At 41.1% G+C, this 19862-nt stretch carries 14 protein-coding genes; 1 reads left to right on the top strand and 13 read right to left on the bottom strand.

Translation table 11 applies throughout. The annotated features are described in order from the left end of the window. Positions 1-19: 19 nt before the first annotated feature. The 11 genes from PUQ60_RS05800 to PUQ60_RS05850 form a co-directional block, all read right to left on the bottom strand. Entirely contained in the window at positions 20-934 is a 915-nt protein-coding gene (locus tag PUQ60_RS05800) for a sugar phosphate nucleotidyltransferase (RefSeq protein ID WP_273417102.1), read from the bottom strand. Between the two features lie 34 nt (positions 935-968). Continuing rightward, the gene (locus tag PUQ60_RS05805; RefSeq protein ID WP_273482869.1) at positions 969-3380 is read right to left on the bottom strand and encodes a sulfatase-like hydrolase/transferase; all 2412 of its coding nucleotides are present in this window, start codon (positions 3378-3380) and stop codon (positions 969-971) included. Positions 3381-3597: 217 nt separating this feature from the next. Beyond that, the gene (locus PUQ60_RS05810) at positions 3598-6333 is read right to left on the bottom strand and encodes a glycosyltransferase (RefSeq protein ID WP_273379140.1); all 2736 of its coding nucleotides are present in this window, start codon (positions 6331-6333) and stop codon (positions 3598-3600) included. Between the two features lie 38 nt (positions 6334-6371). Further along, complete coding sequence (locus PUQ60_RS05815) at positions 6372-8261, bottom strand: DUF4422 domain-containing protein (RefSeq protein ID WP_273379138.1); 1890 nt, start codon at positions 8259-8261, stop codon at positions 6372-6374. A gap of 39 nt (positions 8262-8300) precedes the next feature. After that, entirely contained in the window at positions 8301-9062 is a 762-nt protein-coding gene (locus PUQ60_RS05820) for an ABC transporter ATP-binding protein (RefSeq protein ID WP_273379137.1), read from the bottom strand. Between the two features lie 9 nt (positions 9063-9071). Next, complete coding sequence (locus PUQ60_RS05825; protein WP_273379135.1) at positions 9072-9860, bottom strand: ABC transporter permease; 789 nt, start codon at positions 9858-9860, stop codon at positions 9072-9074. 28 nt (positions 9861-9888) lie between these two features. After that, on the bottom strand, positions 9889-10836 hold the full coding sequence (locus PUQ60_RS05830; RefSeq protein WP_273379133.1) for a DUF4422 domain-containing protein: 948 nt from the start codon (positions 10834-10836) through the stop codon (positions 9889-9891). A 25-nt stretch (positions 10837-10861) separates the two neighbouring features. Continuing rightward, positions 10862-12208: an exopolysaccharide biosynthesis polyprenyl glycosylphosphotransferase gene (locus tag PUQ60_RS05835; protein WP_273379131.1), complete on the bottom strand. Its 1347-nt coding sequence runs from the start codon at positions 12206-12208 to the stop codon at positions 10862-10864. Between the two features lie 25 nt (positions 12209-12233). After that, positions 12234-12746 carry a transcription termination/antitermination NusG family protein gene (locus PUQ60_RS05840; protein WP_273379129.1) on the bottom strand — a complete coding sequence of 171 codons (513 nt, stop codon included), beginning with the start codon at positions 12744-12746 and terminating at the stop codon, positions 12234-12236. Positions 12747-13110: 364 nt separating this feature from the next. Further along, positions 13111-13299, bottom strand: coding sequence for a hypothetical protein (locus PUQ60_RS05845; protein ID WP_117796560.1), 189 nt, complete (start codon positions 13297-13299; stop codon positions 13111-13113). A 245-nt stretch (positions 13300-13544) separates the two neighbouring features. Continuing rightward, the gene (locus tag PUQ60_RS05850; RefSeq protein WP_273379127.1) at positions 13545-13832 is read right to left on the bottom strand and encodes a type II toxin-antitoxin system HicB family antitoxin; all 288 of its coding nucleotides are present in this window, start codon (positions 13830-13832) and stop codon (positions 13545-13547) included. A 113-nt stretch (positions 13833-13945) separates the two neighbouring features. Between PUQ60_RS05850 and PUQ60_RS05855 the strand changes: the two genes are divergently transcribed. Next, a complete protein-coding gene (locus PUQ60_RS05855) occupies positions 13946-18709 on the top strand; it encodes a hypothetical protein (RefSeq protein ID WP_273379125.1) in 4764 nt (1587 codons plus the stop codon). Between the two features lie 74 nt (positions 18710-18783). Here the strand turns inward: PUQ60_RS05855 and PUQ60_RS05860 are convergent, their stop codons facing one another. Beyond that, positions 18784-19377 carry a YHYH domain-containing protein gene (locus PUQ60_RS05860; protein WP_337955625.1) on the bottom strand — a complete coding sequence of 198 codons (594 nt, stop codon included), beginning with the start codon at positions 19375-19377 and terminating at the stop codon, positions 18784-18786. Positions 19378-19532: 155 nt separating this feature from the next. Then, the coding region (locus PUQ60_RS05865) for an RloB domain-containing protein (RefSeq protein WP_273379123.1) at positions 19533-19862 on the bottom strand (330 nt) is incomplete at its 5' end.

A 19862-nucleotide genomic window follows, 5' to 3' on the forward strand; every position in this document is an offset into this window, starting at 1 on the left:
TCCTTAAATAGATATAAAATCAATTCCATAAAACTTTCGGATATATCCCTTCTTCCATCATTTCCCGAAACTTCTCCTGTGCCGGTTCTATATCCTCCTTATACGTAATCCCAATCCAACGATCCGATGTCTCCAAAACCTTAACCGAAGCGGCATCCTTTTCCAGTAGTTCCGCCACAATATTCGGAAGCAGGTATTCCTTCTTTTCTTGATTATCTCCCAGATGATCCAGGAATCTTGAAAAGCCTTCATCAATGTATCGCAGAAAATCCGGATAACCGGCCCACATATTCATCGAAACCATTGTATCCGGCGTAATCCATTTCTCTACCTCTGCATTATCGCACTGAATCTTATCACCGACTGCCTGAATCCCAGTTGTCTCAATTACCTTTTTCAAACACCCAGCTTCATCTGCTACACATACCCCTCTGGTAACAGCACCATTTTCACTCAACGTATTTTTCAAAGAAAATCCAGCCATTGCAAGATGAATGTTTTCCCCCTCTTTCTTTCCAGAAACCAGGAAATCATGCAACTTTACAAATGCCTCTTTACCATAGTAATCATCCGCATTGATAATCACAAATGGTTCTTTGACAATGTCTTTACAAGCTAAAATCGCTTGTCCGGTTCCCCATGGCTTTACACGTCCAGTAGGGACTTCATAACCTTCCGGCAGATTGTCTAATTCCTGATAGACATATTCAATCGGCATGACCTGAGATAATCGGTCACCGATCACCTCTTTAAATTCTTTCTCAATCGCCTTTCGAATTACAAAAACAACTTTTGTAAATCCAGCTTCTTTCGCATCATAGATTGAAAAATCCATGATAATCTCTCCATTTGAAGCCATTTTCGCCAGCTGCTTAATACCTGTTCCAAAACGGGAACCGATGCCGGCAGCCATAATGATAAGGGTTGTATCCATATTTTCCTCCCTAAAATGTCTTTTGTTTCATCATTTAATAATGAATCTTTTTATCAAACATATTCCGATACTGTAACTGCCAATATTCCTGCAAGATCGGCTGTTCTTTATCCAAGGCTTCCCAGTTTCCGTCCTTATCACGCCAGGCGTTTCCATCTATCGCCGGAATCTCTTCCCGCAATCCTTTCAAAAAATCCTGGTACGGAAGCAGCTTCATTCCTGCCTTTTCAAATAACAGCTCAGAAAGATAATTGGCGCTGGTAAATACATTGTTCTCCGCCTCAATCTCATAATTCGCCCAAATGAAAAACGGCACAATATAACGGCTCTGCACTTCCGCAAGCGTCCACTCTGACAGCGGCTTTCCCGACAATGTTTCATAAAAAGATTCTTCTAACATCGGCTGGTGATCTCCAAAAAAAGCAATCACGGTCGGTTCTTCTACCTGACTGAAATAATCAATCAAAACAGGAATTGCCGCATCCGACTCGCAAATCAAAGTTAAATATTCTTCTGCATTCGGAAATTCTCCTTCATGTCCCAGAATCCGAATCGCATCTTCGTTGAAATATTCTGTATCATATCCACTGTGATTCTGCATTGTAACATTAAAAATAAAAGCCTGTTTTCCTGTTTCTTCTATCTTTTCAAACTCTTCAATCACTTTTTCATAAGAATCACGATCAGATATATAACGGTCGCGAATCAATTCTGCATCTTCAAAATCCGAAACATCCAAAAACTCATCAAATCCCAGTCTCGGATATACCCGGTACCGGCTGTATCCAGTCTTATCATACGGATGAATCGCAACAGTATGATAATCCCTTTCTTTCAAAATCTGGACGATCGAATATGTACCATTTCTTGTTATATATTGCTGGTATGGAACTGTCCCTTGCAGAAACGCCATTGAATTTCCTGTTAAAAACTCATACTCTGTATTCGCAGTTCCTCCGCCTATCGGATACACCTGCATGTAACCTTTTACAACATTTCCCTGCAAGGAATTAAAATTTGACATATAAGTCTCATTATCCAGTTCTGGAAATATCACACTGATATCCGAAAAACTTTCATTCATAATCGCAATCACATTTGGATGCACTCCTGAATCAGAATGATCTGTTTCCACAAACTCCAAAATCATCGTCTCCGAATCCCTCGAAGAATATCCCTTCGGTGGATCCATTCGCATATGACGGATATTGGAAATAAAGCTGACTGCAATTCCGTATTGTTGTATATTTAATTTCTGATTCCAAAAATTCATATCCGGAGCAAAAAATATACTTTCTATAAAAAAACCAAGAAGAATTACCGATGGAAGTGACCATATTAATACATAACTTTTATTCAGTTTTTCTTTTCCATAAAAATAAAACGTTGACAAACAAAACATCACTGCCATCCACAGCGCCAAAAGCATTGTCCCTGTCAAATTATAATGGTAATTCAAAAATACATTCTTTGCCGTTCCTGCTGAAAAGAAATCTCCCGGTACAATCGGTGTGCCTCTGAATGAAGATACAAACGAATTTGCCACTGCAAAAAGATACATGACCAGCATAACTATAAATACCGCATAGGTAACTCTTCGTATCAGCATATATGCTAATAACAAAATCAGAAAATACACTGCCACATTTCCGCACGCATATATAAACTTTATATTTTCCAGGTTCTGATCTACCAATTCCACCAGATAATATGTAACCAAGGCTGCTAACAGCAGCCAGACGCCTTCCACAAAAATCCGATAATCTCTTTTATCCTTTTTGCGCCTTCCCCATGCATTTATACTTGCTCCTGACGAACCCGCAACAATCGCCACTGCCCCACATTGAAGTCCTAATTTTTCCGTATGATACATAGTAGAAATCAGCACTAATATGGCGTACACAACTATCAAAATCTTTATGTTTCTTTGAATAGATCCATTTTTCTCCATGTCCTCATACAGTTTTATCAACCCATGCAGTGAAAACATAACTACAATCAGTACACATACAAATGCCACCGGATTGTTGAATATAGAAACCAGGCCAATCTCTCGTTGAAAATGATAGGTATCCCAACGCGGCGAATATAAATCGATTTTCCGAAATTTTTTCCCATTTACAGCTACTTCTACAATCCCTGAGCCATCATGTTTCTGAAAATCGATCTGGAGACTTTTCACATCATTCGCAGAAAATGTGAGAATACAGGGTTTGTCCGGGTTTACCACCATCCATACCCCATCCGCATGCAACCAATCTCCATCTTTTTGGATGGAATCAAAAGATATTTCTTCTCCATCCAAAAGGATGCGAACGATTCTTATGTCTGAACCACCGGATTTTATATTATGATCTGCTGTGGCAGTGACCACAACGTTTGCCTTTTTTAGAGCACTTATAAATATATTGTTAAAAATCGTGCATGAAAAAAGAAACGTAATCATTAACGCTATTAATAGCTTTACTCTTTTTTATATAGATTCATTTTGAAATTTACATTTATTTTCATAATTTGTTTTACTTCTTATTTCAATATTAAACAAAACATCTAACTATAATACAATTAAATTCACCTGTTTTCATTAAAATTCTTGTTATTTACTCTATAACTCCACTTCACTTATTATTCTTATATTCTTTTATATTTATTTCATTTTCCCATCAAACACCCATTAAAAGATCTCCAAACTCATTATATAAACATATATTATATCTTAATCTTGACAATTCAACTCCAAACCAAACTGACATTTGCTTTTCGATACAATCATTGATACTTTCAATAAGTTCTTTTTCTATTTTGTCACTGTTTCCTTTTGTGTACTCATTAATTTCAAAATAATTTTTTAGACTAGTACTTATATATTCTTTTAATCCTTCCAGTATAGAATAATCTCCTTTATAATTAACCATACAATATTTTTGACATCTTTGTACACAATCGTTAACAACCTCATCTTTACTCTTTAAAGGTCTCCCCGCAAAATATCTTTGATTATTCATATACTTATCAAATTCAGCTATTATACTATCTAAATATTCAGCTATTGTCTTTTCTTCAACTTCCAATTTCTGCCTTACAATTTGCAACGTTTTTTCCACAGCTTCCGCCGCTGAAACAATGCGGAGTGCTACATTATTCACTTCATCCGGCTTCGTAGCACACTGCGGTAATATACTATCAAAAGAAATCTGTTCTACCAAAGCCCTTTTTATGTAATATCCGCAACTTCTGTTATGTCCATGAAGAACCTTTACATCTGTTAATAAAGCTATTCGATATCCATCACGCAATAAACGTATTCCCATATCCAAATCTTCCGCATAATTAAATCTATAAGCATATTTTTTAAAAATCTCTGCATGTATTGCGCAAGTGATATCTGTCAAAGATGCTTTTTTTCTAAGCTCCAGTGCATCATCATCATCATTTAGACAATTAAACTGATTTCCCTCTGCTGTTCTACAAAACTCTGCGTGTTCTTTTGTCGCCACTTTATAGAAAAGTTCAGTTGTTTCAGGACATAACTCTGCAACGCTTACAGCTGCAACCTTGCACTCATCAAGTGGCTTTACAATTTTTGAAATCCAAGAATCCCCCATTGGTAAAGCGTCCTGGGTCATAAATATTATAATTTCGCCCCTTGCCTTTTGTGCTCCCATATTTCTGGCAAATGAATGTGAAAAGTCTTCATGCTTAATTTTATATATATGTGCTTTATGTTTTTCAGCAATTTTCAAAGTGTTATCCGTACTTCCCGAATCAATTATTACAATCTCAACAGGCTTTATATACCTTTGATTTCTTAATCTATCCAGCATTTGATCAAATTGAATTCCTGCATTATATGTTGGTATTACAATCGATATTTGCTTCTGACAATCATAGAACTGTGATTTTTGTCTATTCTGTTCTGCATTTTTATATGTATCTTTTATCGCCTTTTTAGCATTTTCATAAAACGCTTCTTTAGCAAAATATTTCAAATATGCTTTATATCCATTTTTCCCAAATTCTTTTCTGTCGACACTATTATTGAGCATATAAATAATTTTTTCAGTAAGTTCTTCAACATTGTTATTTTTATAAGTCAACCCACACTTTTCTGTTTTTACAATCGTCGCCGTTCCTGTGTTTTCTGAAACAATAACTGCTACATTATTTTGCATTGCTTCTGTTACTACAATCGGCATTGGATCATCTCTTGAAGCACAAATATAACAATCAATTTCTTTATATAAATCGTTAATTTCCTTTCGATCTAATTTTTCAATATATAATGTATTTTCCGGAAAATCCTTGCAAATTTGATCAATGTCTTCATATATTGTTTTATAATATTTTTTTCCAACGAATACAAAGTAACTCTTTTTTCTTTCTTCCTCATTCAAATTCCGAATTGCATTAATTAAAATATCAAATCCTTTTCTATACTCTTGGACACCTATTAATGCAAAAACCGTTTTTCCTTTAGCTTCTTTAGGAAGTTTAAATGTTACATCTTTACCTTCTACATTATTTTGGGGAACGTAATATAATAATTCTTTAGATTTATATAAAGGTCTATGGTAAAGCAATCTCTTCTTAGCATAATCCCCAACTGTATAAACTGTCACATTATCTGGGATGTGCTGTGGCATTGCTTTAAAAAAATTTTCATCTTGGTAAGATGCTTCTGCTTCATGAAGCCACCATAAAACAGGAATCCTACTCTCAGACAATCCATTAATCACTGGTGCACTTGCAATTGTATTAGCAATTACCATATCAAATAAATTAATATAAAGTTTATACCGTTTTTCTTTATAAAGCGAAGGGTCTATCAAAGCTGGTATACCATATCTCTTACACTCATCTTCTAACATGCCTCCACTTGGTGCCAAAATAACTGGACACATTTCCTCTTCTTTTAACATTTTAGCAAAATAAAAAAGAGCTATCGGTGCTCCCGTTAACATCATTTCATGTGTAACTAATAAAACTTTTTTTGTTTCCTTTTTTCCATAAGCAATCAATTGTTTTTTCCCTATGATTTTCCGATCGCCCCTTTCAAAATACTTAACAATATCCTCAAATGTTTGAATTGTAGCAGAAAACTGTATTTTTTCCGGAAATCGAGACACTTTATCTTTTTTTAAGATATCTGTTAATAATCTCACCGGCTTTGTCATCTTCCAAAACTCTGAATTTTGAATCATCTCTTTATCTGCATCAGCCTTTTTAGCCAGTTCGACATAATGTTCCATTCGTTCTGAATACGAGCTATTTGCATTTACTAAACTTAATAACTGTTGTTCTCTTATACTAAGAATCTCTTTTAACTGCTCATTTTGTTCTCTCAAGTTATCTATTGTCTGTTCTTCTTCCCCAAAAAGAAAATTTTTATAATTTATCACTTTTCTTTCCTTTCCATCTATTGTCAATATAATTGTTTCTATTTTTTCTTAACTTGTTGTATGCAACGCTTAACCCACTCTCTCCTCCGACTCCCAATCGGCAGGATCTTATTCGCTATCTTCCGAATCCCCGCGTTCTGCTCCATCTTCACAATCCTTGACAACTCTGCCTCCTGCTCTTCCATCAGGCACCGCTTGATCTTCCGCAGAATCATCGGATAATACGGCGACAGCTTCGCATACTCCCAGAAATACTCCGCAAAGTCGCAGTCCACGGTATCCCACGGTTTCTGATAACCTGCAAAATGAATCAAATATGGATTTTTTCTAGCTTTTGTATATTCTTCATACAGCTCTCTCGGCGCCATTTTCAGGATATCCATACGGCTCCGGCCTATCTCCTGCCAGTCCATCAGGGTATTCCACTGCTGTGGCAGATAGGTCACTTTATTTTTACACACGATATTCAGGATATCCTGATCATGGCAGCGGTACGAATGCGTCAGTGCTATCTGAATCATATCCTCAGAACTCATCGTTTTTCGCAGTCCATCCAGATCCAAAATCAGGACGCCTGCCTGAAAATAATCATAAGGACTGTCTAAGCCCAGTGTCTCGATGGCATATTTTTTCCAGTTATTCTGATTTAAGTTTAACTGTCCTGCCACATCGATATCTTTCGCCGCACCGATCACAGCGCCTTTCAGATCCAGATCGTAAAGTTCTGCCACATCGTGATCGGCTACCATATCACAGTCCAGATAGAGGATCTTGTAATAATCAGGCATGATCTCCGGGATAATCAGGCGGTAATAGGTTTCCACAGACAAATGCTGATCGACGAAGAGTTTTCCTGCATCAAAGTATTCACATACCCGGATGAAACGGATGGATATATTCTGTTTGTCCCTTGCTGCCATGGAAATCAGATGCTGATTTTTCTCAGAAATGTCGTTATACAGAATAATGATGTCATACTCCCGTTCCGGTGATGTATTCGCAATCATGGAACGAATCATAATGTCAAGATACGGTGAAAATTTATCATTTGCCGACAATACAATCGGCACACCCGCTGGATATACCGGTCTTAATACGGCTTTTGGTGCTGTATCTTTAAACAGTGTTTTAGGAAGTTCGCACGCCCGGATTCCCGGCTGTTTTTTTAAGTATTCATAGTAAATGCCGCAGAGCCGTTCCGCCAGATATCCCATGACGCGGTATTCTTCTACGCTGTACCAGGTCGTATCGATCTGTTTTTCCGCCTCAAACAGGATATCAAAAAGCCAGGCACAATATTTCCGATAGACCTCTTTTTTCATGATGAACATGTTGCACTCATGGGCACTTCCGGATTTCATATATTCATCTGCCGTCTGTGCGTATTCCGGATATTTCTCTTTTAAGATCTGCAGGGTTATATCGAGATCTTCCCGGTGCTGGAACGGCACCATACCATACTCATGGTACACATCCATCGCTTTTCCTTCTGTCTTGACCCGCGGATAGCGGCGGCCTCTGACGCTAATCACATCATACTTGGTAATAAGAGCCCGCATGACTTCCGGCTGAAGTTTCATCTCCTGAATTGCTTCTTCGGAGATGCGATCGTAAGCGATATTTCCCCATCCGTCATCTTTATTCAGTGATGGATCGAAAGCCAGGTAACGGCGATAATGGAAGAATCCATAGTAGTCCGCATCTTCATTTTTCCACGCCCAATACTGTGCAGTCAGTTCGCAGTATGTTTTATTTTTTTGGGAAATATTGTCGCCTTCATCGTCATGGCGCATGCCCGGAAGTTTCGTTCCATTCAGGGCGGTTCCTACCTGTATCGGATAAAGATATGGATTCTCCGGTACATAGGATGGCTTGTGGCAGACCACATATATCTTGATATCCGGTGTTTGTCCTACCTGTTTTTCCATGTATCTTAAATTCCTTTCCTCTGTATCGTCTGCGTTGTTTTAAGCGTTGTCCGGCAGGTTCAGACTTTCCATGTAGGCATTGCACACGCCTTCCGCTTCTCCCTGCATCACCACATCACCTTTATTCAGCCAGATCGCATGATCGCAGAGCTGCCGCACGGTTGCCATCGTATGGGAGACAAAGAGAAGTGTCGTTCCATTTTCCAGCATATGATGCATGCGCTCCTGGCATTTTTCCTGGAATGCCGCATCTCCGACAGCCAACACCTCATCGACGATCAGGATCTCCGGCTGCACGATCGTCGCGATCGCAAATCCCAGTCTCGCCGCCATACCGGATGAATAGTTCTTGATCGGCATATTCATGAAATCTTTGAGTTCTGCAAATTCGACGATCTCATCATAATGCGCATCCATAAATTCCTTGCTGTAACCGAGAACGGCGCCATTTAAATAAATGTTTTCCGTCGCCGTCAGTTCCCCGTCGAATCCGGCACCCAGCTCAATCAGCGGTGCAATGCTTCCTCTCACTTCTACCGTGCCGCGGTACGGTTTCAGAATACCGCAGATCAGCTTTAAAAGTGTCGATTTACCGGAACCATTCGTTCCGATGAGCCCCCATGCCTCGCCGCGTTTTACCTCAAAATTGATATCTTTCAGAGCCATAAATTCCTGAAACATCAGCTCGCGTTTGATCAGTTTTACAAAATATTCTTTCAAATTATCAATGCGCTCGGAAGCCATATTGAAACGGACCGCCGCATTTGTTACTTTTATGATTGTGTCTTTGTCCGATGCCATTTCTGCCTCCTAGATATATAAGATAAATTTATCCTGCGTCTTTAAGAATGCCCACACTCCAACCAGAAGTGCCACTCCGGCTGCCACAAATCCAGCCAGAATCAGGTACGGATCCGGCATCCGGCATTCCAGCACGATCTGACGGAACTGCGTGATATAGAAATACATCGGATTTAACGTCATAACCAGTTTCCGCAGCGCCTCCGGAAGCAGGGTAATCGGATAAAATAATGGAGTCAGATACATCCATGCGGTCAATACTGCGTTATAAATATGCTGTATATCGCGGAAGAATACACACCCCTGCGCCAAGAGCATTCCCAGTCCCAGGCAGAACAGATATTCCTGCAGAAGAATTACCGGAATAAATAGATAAAAAACATTCGGAACGACCCGGCATACTACAAATACGATCACTAGCGCCCCCAGTGCAAATACCATATTTACAAAGGAACTTGTAATTTTAGATACGGTAAATACATATTTCGGCACATAGGTTTTTTTCAGCAATGACGCATTTCCGATAATGGAGAAGATCGCCTGTGTGGTTGATTCACTCATAAAGTTATAAAGCGTCTGTCCGATAATCAGGTATACCGGAAAATTGACAATATCAGACCGGAACATATTGGAAAATACGATCACCATGATAACCATAACCATCAGAGGATTCAGGATACTCCACAGGTATCCCAGAAAACTTCTCCGGTATTTCAGCTTAATATCTTTTGTTACAAGCTGCTGCATCAGGAAACGGTACTTATAAAATCCGCCCAGTCGTTTTAAAAACAAATTCATATCTTTTCCTCTTTCTTCGATTTTGCTTTTATTTCAAAAAAAAGCCGCGCAGCAATACCCGCCAGAAACTTCCTGCCGGAAACAGACGGTTTAACTTACGCATATCTATTTTAATTTTTAAGTTGGTCGGTTTTAAACGAAACTCCCGTATATTCGATACTTCTTCCTCCTTTCCCGGTTCAGTATGATAGAATTTAAGATAAGGAAGCTCGGCACATTGTATGCCTTTCTTCCTCTGGTAAAAGTAAAAGATACCAAACAACCGCTCCGCAAGATAGCCATACAGCCTTGGTTCCTGCGGTTTGTTTATCTCTTTTCTCTCCTGCTCGAATGTATCTAAAAGTGTAAAAAGCCATTCCATATAGGTATGGAACAGCTCTTTTTTCATGATATACATATTCATATAATAAATATCTTTGGAACTCATATATGCCTTTGCCGAATCTGTATATTCCGGGTAAACCCGGTTTACAATCTCCAGCATATGATTCAGTTCTTCTGCTTCATGATACTGGCAGTACTGGCGGTATACCGTCGTATTGATCCGCTCTCGGTAAACGGTCAGAAGATCGTATTTCATGATCTGCTGCGCCATCCACTCGGCTTCCATCCAATATGGTGTCAAATCGTCCCAGACGGAATCCAGCTCTATATACGGATGCTGGCGTTTTCCAAGGATTTTTCCACTCTCCGTCACCGGACATACCCTGTGAAACGTCAGATAGCGGCGGTAATGAAAGAATCCATAATAATCACAGTCTATATTTTTCCAAGCCCAATACTGTGCCGTCAATTCACAGTAATCCGGATTTTTTTCGGATATATGTTCTCCCTCATTGTCACGATATGCCATATGCTCAAACCGTTTATTCGTCAGAGCTGCTCCGACCTGAACCGGATAGAACAATGAATTTTCCGGCACATAGGTCGGCTTATGGCAGGCAATAAATATACGTATATCTGGTTTTTTTTCCATATCTGGTTTCCTGTTTATTTCCTTCTTAATGAGTTTCTTCCTTAACCCCTTCCGTACTTTCCTTCATCAGCATAATCTTCGGCGTCATGATAATCAGCTTCAGATCTTCCAGCACTGAATAGTTGCGTATATATGTCAAGTCCAGTTTCAGCTTGTCATAAGGGGTTGTGTTATATTTTCCATACACCTGCGCGTAGCCGGTCAGACCGGCTTTGACCTGCAGGCGGAATGAAAATTCCGGTATCTCTTTTTCCAATTCGGCCGCCAGCTCCGGGCGTTCCGGGCGCGGACCTACGATGGACATATCGCCTTTTAAGATATTGTAGATCTGCGGCAGCTCATCCAGGCGGGTTGCCCGCAGTATCCGGCCAATCGGCAGGATTCTCGGATCTCCCTCGCTTGCCAGCCGTGCCTTTCCATCTGCTTCCGCGTTCTGCACCATGGTACGAAATTTATATATCTGGAATTTCTTTCCGTTTTTTGTAAGGCGCGTCTGCTGGTAAATCACCGGACCGCCATCGGTCATCTTAATACAGATTCCTACAATCAAAAAAATCGGAATCGTGATAACGATTCCGATGAGTGATCCGACGATGTCGATGATCCGTTTCATAATTTCCTGCTCTATCTGCAGTCCCTGATTATTCCGCGACAGAAGTAGCGGCGAATCAAACAGATTCAGTTCCACCGAGCTGCGAAGCAGAATGTCCGATATTTTCGGGACGCTGTATGTCCGGATATTCTGGCCGAAACAATATTTGATGATATAGTTTCGCTCATGCGCCGGTATATCTCCGACAATCACACTGTCGTATTTGGCGATCTCCGCTTTGATGCGTTCCGGTCCTTCGTGGTAGCTGACAATCTGGCTGATTATGTATTTATCTTCCCGCGCATTCATTTTTTCAATCAAATGATAATCCGAGTGATCGCCGGAGATCAGCAGCAGCTCTCTCGGCGGGAACATGCCCCGGTACAGCCAGAGAAATGTCATCGTCCACGCGAGGATGATGACAACCGCCCCTATCAGATTGACCACCAGTGGCGCCGGTGCCGTGAATTTCTTATCCTGCACGCTGATCTGGAAATACGTAATGATATTGGTGACTACCACCGCCAGTATCTGCGAGTAGATCAGATTGCCCCGTTTCAGGAGCGCTATCTTAAATCCGCCGTACAGCTGCATAAAGAAAATAAGCAGGAGTCCATAGATGAATATCATCATCCAGTTACCCCTGCGGAAGAACGGCGCCCAGATAATCTTGTTGTACCAATTGATCCAGATGACACCATAGAGTCCTGTCAGAAGCGCAACCAATATCAGGGCAAATCCCAGCTTGATCAGGCGCTTGTATTGCTCAAATTGATTCATGCTTTTGTGTTTTGGTTCCTTTCTTTTACTTATCTTCCGGCAGACGGATCCCCAGTTCTATCCTGCGCTTTTCTCCCAGAAGCTCGACCTCCACCGTCACGATCCGCTTGCGGATGCGCTTGCGTACAATCTTTTCCAGAAAGAAGGATAATGGTCCCTGGGCAGTTAGGATGTTGCCGTCTTCGTCGAGGGTGACAAAGGAGCGGCGGACAAGACATTCATCCAACTCCATCATCTGGCAGAGCAGTTTCTTCTCTTCTTCCCGAATCGACCAGAATTCACAGTCCGTCCGCAGGAGTTTGGAAAGCTTCGGGACCCGCTTTAACACCAGAAAGAATTCCTCCGGCGTGTCGGTGTCCGCGATGACATAGGATGGAAAGAGCGGTTTCTGGTATTCCAAAAGTTCCCCGGCATTGCGCCAGACGCATTCCTGCTCGATCACAAAACAGGCGCGGTACCCATTTCCTTTCAAAACGCGTTCGATGCTTTCTGTCAGTTCCTGTTCCCTGCCTGTCTGTGTCTGGATCACATACCACATATCGCACTCTCCTTTGCATTTTCTCTGCTTTCAGGTGCACAATGGGTATGCTTCGCCATCCCGGAGCCGCCTTCTGGCTGCCCGGATACGATCTCGATCCATCCTATGTTCCATCTTTCATCTGACCATGACATTGATCACAGGCAGCTTACTCCACGTGCTTTTGATTCTTATTCTGCGCCTCTTAACGCGCTTTCATGCGTCCGCATCCGGCACGCCCTGATTTTAGAGGATTTGTGCCTATGCGAAGTCTAGTTTATTATACTACGGTTTGTGGGGGGATTCAATAGAAGTTTGTGGGAAGGAATGTTTAGGAAATTCTTAAATTAATTTAATAAGATAAAAGCGGAGTTTTCATCCCGCTTTATCTACAGTCTTTGCACCAGGACTGGTTTCTAATTTGACCATTTCCCATTTTACGGAAACCAAATTCGCTGATTGGTTTTGGCTTATTACAATTCGGACAAATACGAACAGGCTCACTTCCATTGTATCCACTTGATTGAATTATTGGTCTATCAACATTAATATTATTTTTCTTATTAGCCGCCATTACAATACTCCTTTTTAACACATAAACTTCTTTTTATTTGCAAGAGATTACTATTCGATTATATATTTGATTTCCCCCCAAATTCATTTATCTTTTCATACTTAACATTTTCTAGCGAAATAGAACAATTTCCAGTAAAGTATTCATTAAACATTGTCATTTCTATCCCTTCTTTATGCTAGTAGAATTTTTAAAGTCTATAATCTTGTTTGGGTATTTTTGTGCATTATTAATATTGCTTTCTTTTATCGCATTTTCACAAATTCTTTTATATCTTTATTTATATCATTTGCTCTGCCATCCGATAAATAAACAGCAATTGCGTTTTCTACCGCTTTATTTAAAGAATCGCCATCTTCTAACGCTTTAAAAGCCAGTTTTTTATGTAATTCTGGCTTAATCCTGACATTAAAAGTGCCTTTATATTCCTTTTCAGGTTCCTTTCCAACTTCACTACAAAATATAAGGTAATCGTCAACTGCACAATGAAATTCTTTTTCTACATCCGCAATATTACTTGTTTGAAAATCCACATAATCATTGATTCCTTCAATAACTCCATCAAATCTCCGCTTTTCCCATTCCCCTTTCCCTCCCCCCTATGCTACAATACTCTTATCACATTACCCAAAGGAGGCTCTCACCCATGATCCCACAAACATCCGTCAACTGGACCGCATTTAACTACAAATACTCCACCAATCCCCAACACGCCTTCGAATCCCTCACCTACTACCTCTTCTGCCATGAGTTCCAGCATCCCTACGGTATTTTCCGCTATTTCAACCAGCCCCATATTGAGACAAATCCCATTCATGTGGGCGATCGCTATATTGGTTTCCAGTCGAAATACTATGCGGACAGTGTTACCATGTCTTCCAAGGAACAGGAGCTGATCGATGCTGTCAAGGGAGCTGCACAGAGATATCCGGGTATTACAACACTTTATTTTTATATCAGCCGTGAGTTTTCTCCCCGTTCTAAAAAGGACGATATCATGCCCTCCTATCAGAAAAAAGTGGAAGCAGTCGCTGAAGAGCTTGGCATTGAGCTTGTCTGGCGGGTTCCCAGCAACCTGGAAGCGCAGCTGATGCAGGATAAGCAGCTTACCATTTGCCGCAATGTGTTTTTTCAGGTAGACTCTGCCGTACAGACCTGCTGTGAAAATCTTGAAAAACATAAACGAGAAATATTTGATCATATTCACACCAGTATAAGATATAAAGGAAACGATATTACGCTGGAACATACACAGCTGAACCTTAGAGCGTTTCTAAATTCAGATATATCCGTTTTGCTCATTGACGGAGCTGCCGGTTCCGGAAAATCGGCTCTGGTAAAACAGCTTACAAATGAACTTACAGGTGACTACGCGTTCCTTGCCTTTAAAAGCACCGATCTGGATGTGAATGATATTCTAAATTTTTTGACGCGTTATGGCGAATTAAATTTGGATGAAGTGATCGATGTATACAAAATGGCTGACACACGTGTGCTCTATATCGATGCAGCCGAAAAGTTTTTTATTTGTGAATATCAGGAAACGTTTGAGGATATCCTGAACCGCTTTATGGCGGCTGGATGGAAAATCATTCTGACACTCCGAACTGCGTACCGGGATCCTTTTCAAAACTCCCTATTACACGGTAGCAAGGTTCAGACCTATCATGTCGAACCGGTTGACTCTGATAAACTGTCCACTTTATCCCATACCTATGGTTTTCAGCTGCCACAGGACAAGCGGCTGCTGGATCTGCTCTGTGCGCCTTTCTATCTGGGCTTATATCTGGCTCTGGGAAACCTCGAAGATGAATCGATGCGTTCTTTGAACCGTGAGGCATTCGAGGAAAAGATCTGGAATGATATCATCCGTAACAACCGGAAGCGGAAGGACAATCTGCCAACCAGAAGGGAAACGGCTCTTATTTCTTTGACCACGAAAATGCTTCAAAATGAGATTTATTATTATGAGATTCTCGCAGAGGATGATTCCGAGGCACTTTCTGAGCTGGAGAAAAGTGGTGTGCTGTTCCAGAGCGACGATGCCAGAAGATATTTGCACAGCCATGATGTATTTGAAGAGTTGGTTGTCGGTCATATTTTTACTGAACGCTACCGGCATGATACCCTGAATGAGCAGTTTTTTGCCGATTTCCACCCTTCTCTCCGCATCCGAAAGCTATTTCGCGGATGGCTGGCTGATTTTGCCGCTGTTCCAACCCATCAGGAGCTTATTTTCCACCTTCTCGACTGCGAACAGGTAGAGCGGATATGGAAAGATGAGATTCTCTTAACGGTTATCAGCACGGAATCTTTAAAAGAAGTTTATCAAAAGCTGACACAAAAGATGGCTGCAAACAACTATGAGCTGTTACGAAAACTTGCCATTTTAATCAACACCTGCTGCCGCGCCGCAAAGGACTGGGAACAATACTGGAGTACTGGAAATCTGATTCCGTTTCGCCTTTCCAAGCCGTCCGGCTATGCCTGGCAGGCTTTGTTTGCTTTTTTGTTAGAGCAGAAAGAGACAATTCTCTGGGATGAACGTCTGATTTCCACCATCATTGAGGTACTGGATTCCTGGACCAAACACCTCGCTCATGCCAAATCAGAAAATACCCGCATGGCGGGAGAAATCGGAGTATTTTTGTTTCAAAAAATAGCCAATGACAAGGATCTGCGGTATACCTTTGAAAAAGGGCAGGCAGAAAAGCTGCAGGATGTATTGGTAAATTCTGCATGGATGATTCAGGAACCCTTAAAATCCCTTTTTCAAATGGTAATAGATGAAAAAAAAGGCGATGAAAATCATCCTCCTCTTCCCCGTATGTATACGGACCTGGCAAAATGTGCTGTATCGGATATTTATCATTATGGAATGGTTCCAGCTGCAATGCCTGAAATCACGCTTCATCTGATGGCAAAATTATGGGTTCGCTCCAATATGACTCTTCGTACCCATTACGCCCATCCGGATGTTGAAGAAGATTTCGGTTTAAATCCTCATCTGGACTTTTGGTATCAAACCGCAAGCGCTTATGCAACACCAATTATCCCATTGCTGCAAGCCGAACAAAATCTTGTAACTGATTGGTTAATTGATTTTTGCAATCAAGCTGGTAATTCCTACGCACATTCATCTTTAAATGAGGATTATGGGGAATGTACAAACATTACTATTTATGTAAACGATATACCTGTAGAACAAATTGCATCTGACCGACTCTGGAAAATGTACCGCGGAACTTCGGTTGGTCCAAATCTTCTGATTAGTCTCTTGATGGGGTTTGAAAAATGGCTTCTTATGGTTATCGAGCATTCAGAAACTCATATTGTTGTTAATTATTGCCGCTATATCCTGCAAAAGTCCCGCAATGTTATGTTAACTTCCGTGATCGTCAGCGCCGCGGAAGCTTATCCAGATAAACTATTCGAGATTGTCTGCGATCTTCTGCGCACAAAAGAGCTGTTTCATCTGGATTCGTACCGCTTTACTGCCGAATCCTCAGCTTCCTTTTTGTTGTCCGGAAAAGATCTTCTTGAAAAAGAACGGCTGGAGAGTAACCGCCTTTCCTTCAGAAAAAAGCGGCTGGAAGAGGTTATTTTATCGTATCAAACCAACGCCAGCGGTCTATCAAAAGAAGCCTTCGACTTGCGGAATCAAACGCTGTATCAGGCGATTGACCGAGCGGCTGCCGATATCGATACCTGGTCATCCAATGACAAATTTGCCTATTACCGGATGGATTTACGGCGTTATCAGGAAATTGTTGATGTTCAGGAAAATGAGCACGGGCAGACACTCTGTACGGTTCTCCCTGATTTTACAGAAGACATGAAAGCATTAAGCCAGAAGAGCGCTGCCGCCTATGAACCTCATGTGAAATATATGGATTTACAGTTATGGAGTGATTATAAATTCCATCATGATGTTAAATTCCGGGAATATAAAAAGTATGAGAATGTCCGCACCATTTGCTCGGAGCTGAACGAAATCTGGGCGTATATGGACACCGAAGTTGCCAATGAGGAACTCCCTTCCGACGATATATCTGTGATCGTGCACCGCTTTACCGCGATCGCATCTTACACCAGTGCTGTTTTACTTCGGGATTTTAAGGAAACATTGTCACATGAAGATCAGACATTATGCGAAAGTATCATTTTCTCTATTGGCGATTTATTTGCACACGCTTCTCACTTTGAAATTGTTCAGGCTGGCAATGGGATCGATGCGGTTGCCGTTGGACTGGTTCTTTTAAGCAATGAAGATAATATAAAAGCTGCAAATGACGGAAATCCTCTGTACCTGCTTCTTAAACTGGCACTGAATGACTGGAGTTACAACAGCCGTATCGCGAACGGAATCGCGTCAACCATCTGGGCGCACAGCCAGAATGCTGCGTGGCGTTTCCTATATCTGTTTTCACTCCTCGCCGATTCATATGAAGACGCGCTTTTGAAAAATGAGTCTTTTTCCAGCGATGACTTTTTCAAACAGAATGAGGGTGTAATTGCCCGTGCGCTCACGAAAGACTCAGTTGATATAACCGACCTTGATTTTTCCAAGCTCCAGAATATGACGATTTTCACGCTTCTTTCCTTGGTCTCTCCCCAAGCAACAGAGGCATTTAAATTCGCGGACGCAACGAAAGCTCTTGTCATGGAACTTGTTTTTACAGATAACAGGGATTTACGCGCCGAACGCAGGGAACTTTCTGGATATACAATAAACTATGTTTCCTGGCTGGCAGATGTTCTGCTTCATTGTGAACAGGCAGAACAAGCAGGTCTGATCGATGCATTTTTCCAATATGCAGATTTGACTCGAAATGATAACTCAGGATATCTGCTCACCGAGCTCATCCGGATACAGGATATCAACGGGAAAACAGATACTTTCTGGAATGTATGGGAATTACTGAAACCTTACCTTCTTGCATTAAGCAGCAAACCACAGGGTTCTTTTGATGACCGCCATCCTTATGGACTGGATAAAGTGATTATCAGCTATTTATTTGGCAATTCTCCCTGGAGATCCGGCGTTCACCGATGCGCCTTCCTTCCAGAAGAAAAAGCGGCTTTCTTTGACGATTTTATCGACAAATCGGGAAGTCCCAAAGCCTTGTTCTACGCGATTTCCCGGCTGCTCTATACCGTTGGGCGGGAACCTTATATTGAGAACGGAATTGATTGGATGTATAAATTGGTCACGCGTGATCCTGACTGCCAGTTACCGCTTTATCAGCAAACCTTGTATTATATGGAAGAGTACGTCGGTCTTTTTGTATCACGCCATCGCATAGATTTCAGGAACAATGTGGAACTGGCTATGAAGACTCAGACGGTGCTGGAGTATATGGTAAATCGGGGATCGCAGATTGCTTTTTTCTTGCGGGAGTTGATTTAGAAGGATGAGGCGAGAAAAACCATGCAATTGTCTTTGTGAGACTAATACATGGTTTTCTCTTCCATCACCTATTTTTATTTACAAACCCGATTCTCCAACTGCCCACTCTGCACATAATGTGTATAATAAGCCTTCAAATCATCTCCAAACACTGCCACCAGATCCGGGTTATTTGCCTTATACACACTAACATCGAAGTTCTCCGATGCCCTACGTCCTTCTGCCATACCACATGTATAGAAATGCTCAAATAACTTCTGCGAATCAGAGCCAACGACCGACTGCAAATCTGGATTATTCATATAATAATAATTTGCATCAAACACCGGCTGATACGTGTTCATCTGTTCCGTTACCTGATTCTGATTACCTGCGGACTGTGTCTGAGTCTGCGTCTGTGTCTGACCGGACGTATTTTCATTCGAAACCGCCCCATTCTTATACGGGCAGACTCCATTTGGATGAAGATGTGCCTCATGGTCGCCACAATGATAATGATAACTTCCCAGACCTCTCTTATTCTTGTAGTCATGATGTCCGCCCTGTGCATCCGTCCGTCCCGGATGCGCCTCAGCTGTAATCATCGTCATGTTTGAGACAGTCGCGAACGATGCCGTCAGCATCATGCAGGATAAAAGCGCAGTTCCAAACTTTTTAAAACGTTTCATAATAACTCCCCCTTGTAACTGTAAAATGAAATGCTCTCCAATTTGATTGTAACATTTCCATACAGAAAACACAAGGAAATCACCCTCATATCGTGTTTATTTCGCCATACAACACAATGCAGTTGATATTACACAGTCGGCACACAGCTTGTCCCTCACTCCTCCAAATACCCCATCAACTCCTCAACCACCTTATACACCGTCGTCCCTGGATCATACTCTGATGGCACATCTTTCCCCTCACGAAATCCATCCATACGTCTCTTAGCATTTTTGATCGCTGTATTGACGCCGTCATATTGATTTACTAAATCGAAAATCTCTTCGCAATTTTTATGGTAGATTCCATCCCCCAAATTATATTGCTTGAATATCTCATTGAGTTTTTCACACCAATCATCCCTATGAAGCGCAGTATCCGCATAATTGAAATGATGGTGTATAAATAAAGTTGACAGCCTATTCTCAAGGATTTCATAGTATAA

This window comes from Clostridium sp. AF02-29 (assembly GCF_934835585.1).
Classification (GTDB): domain Bacteria; phylum Bacillota; class Clostridia; order Lachnospirales; family Lachnospiraceae; genus Otoolea; species Otoolea fessa.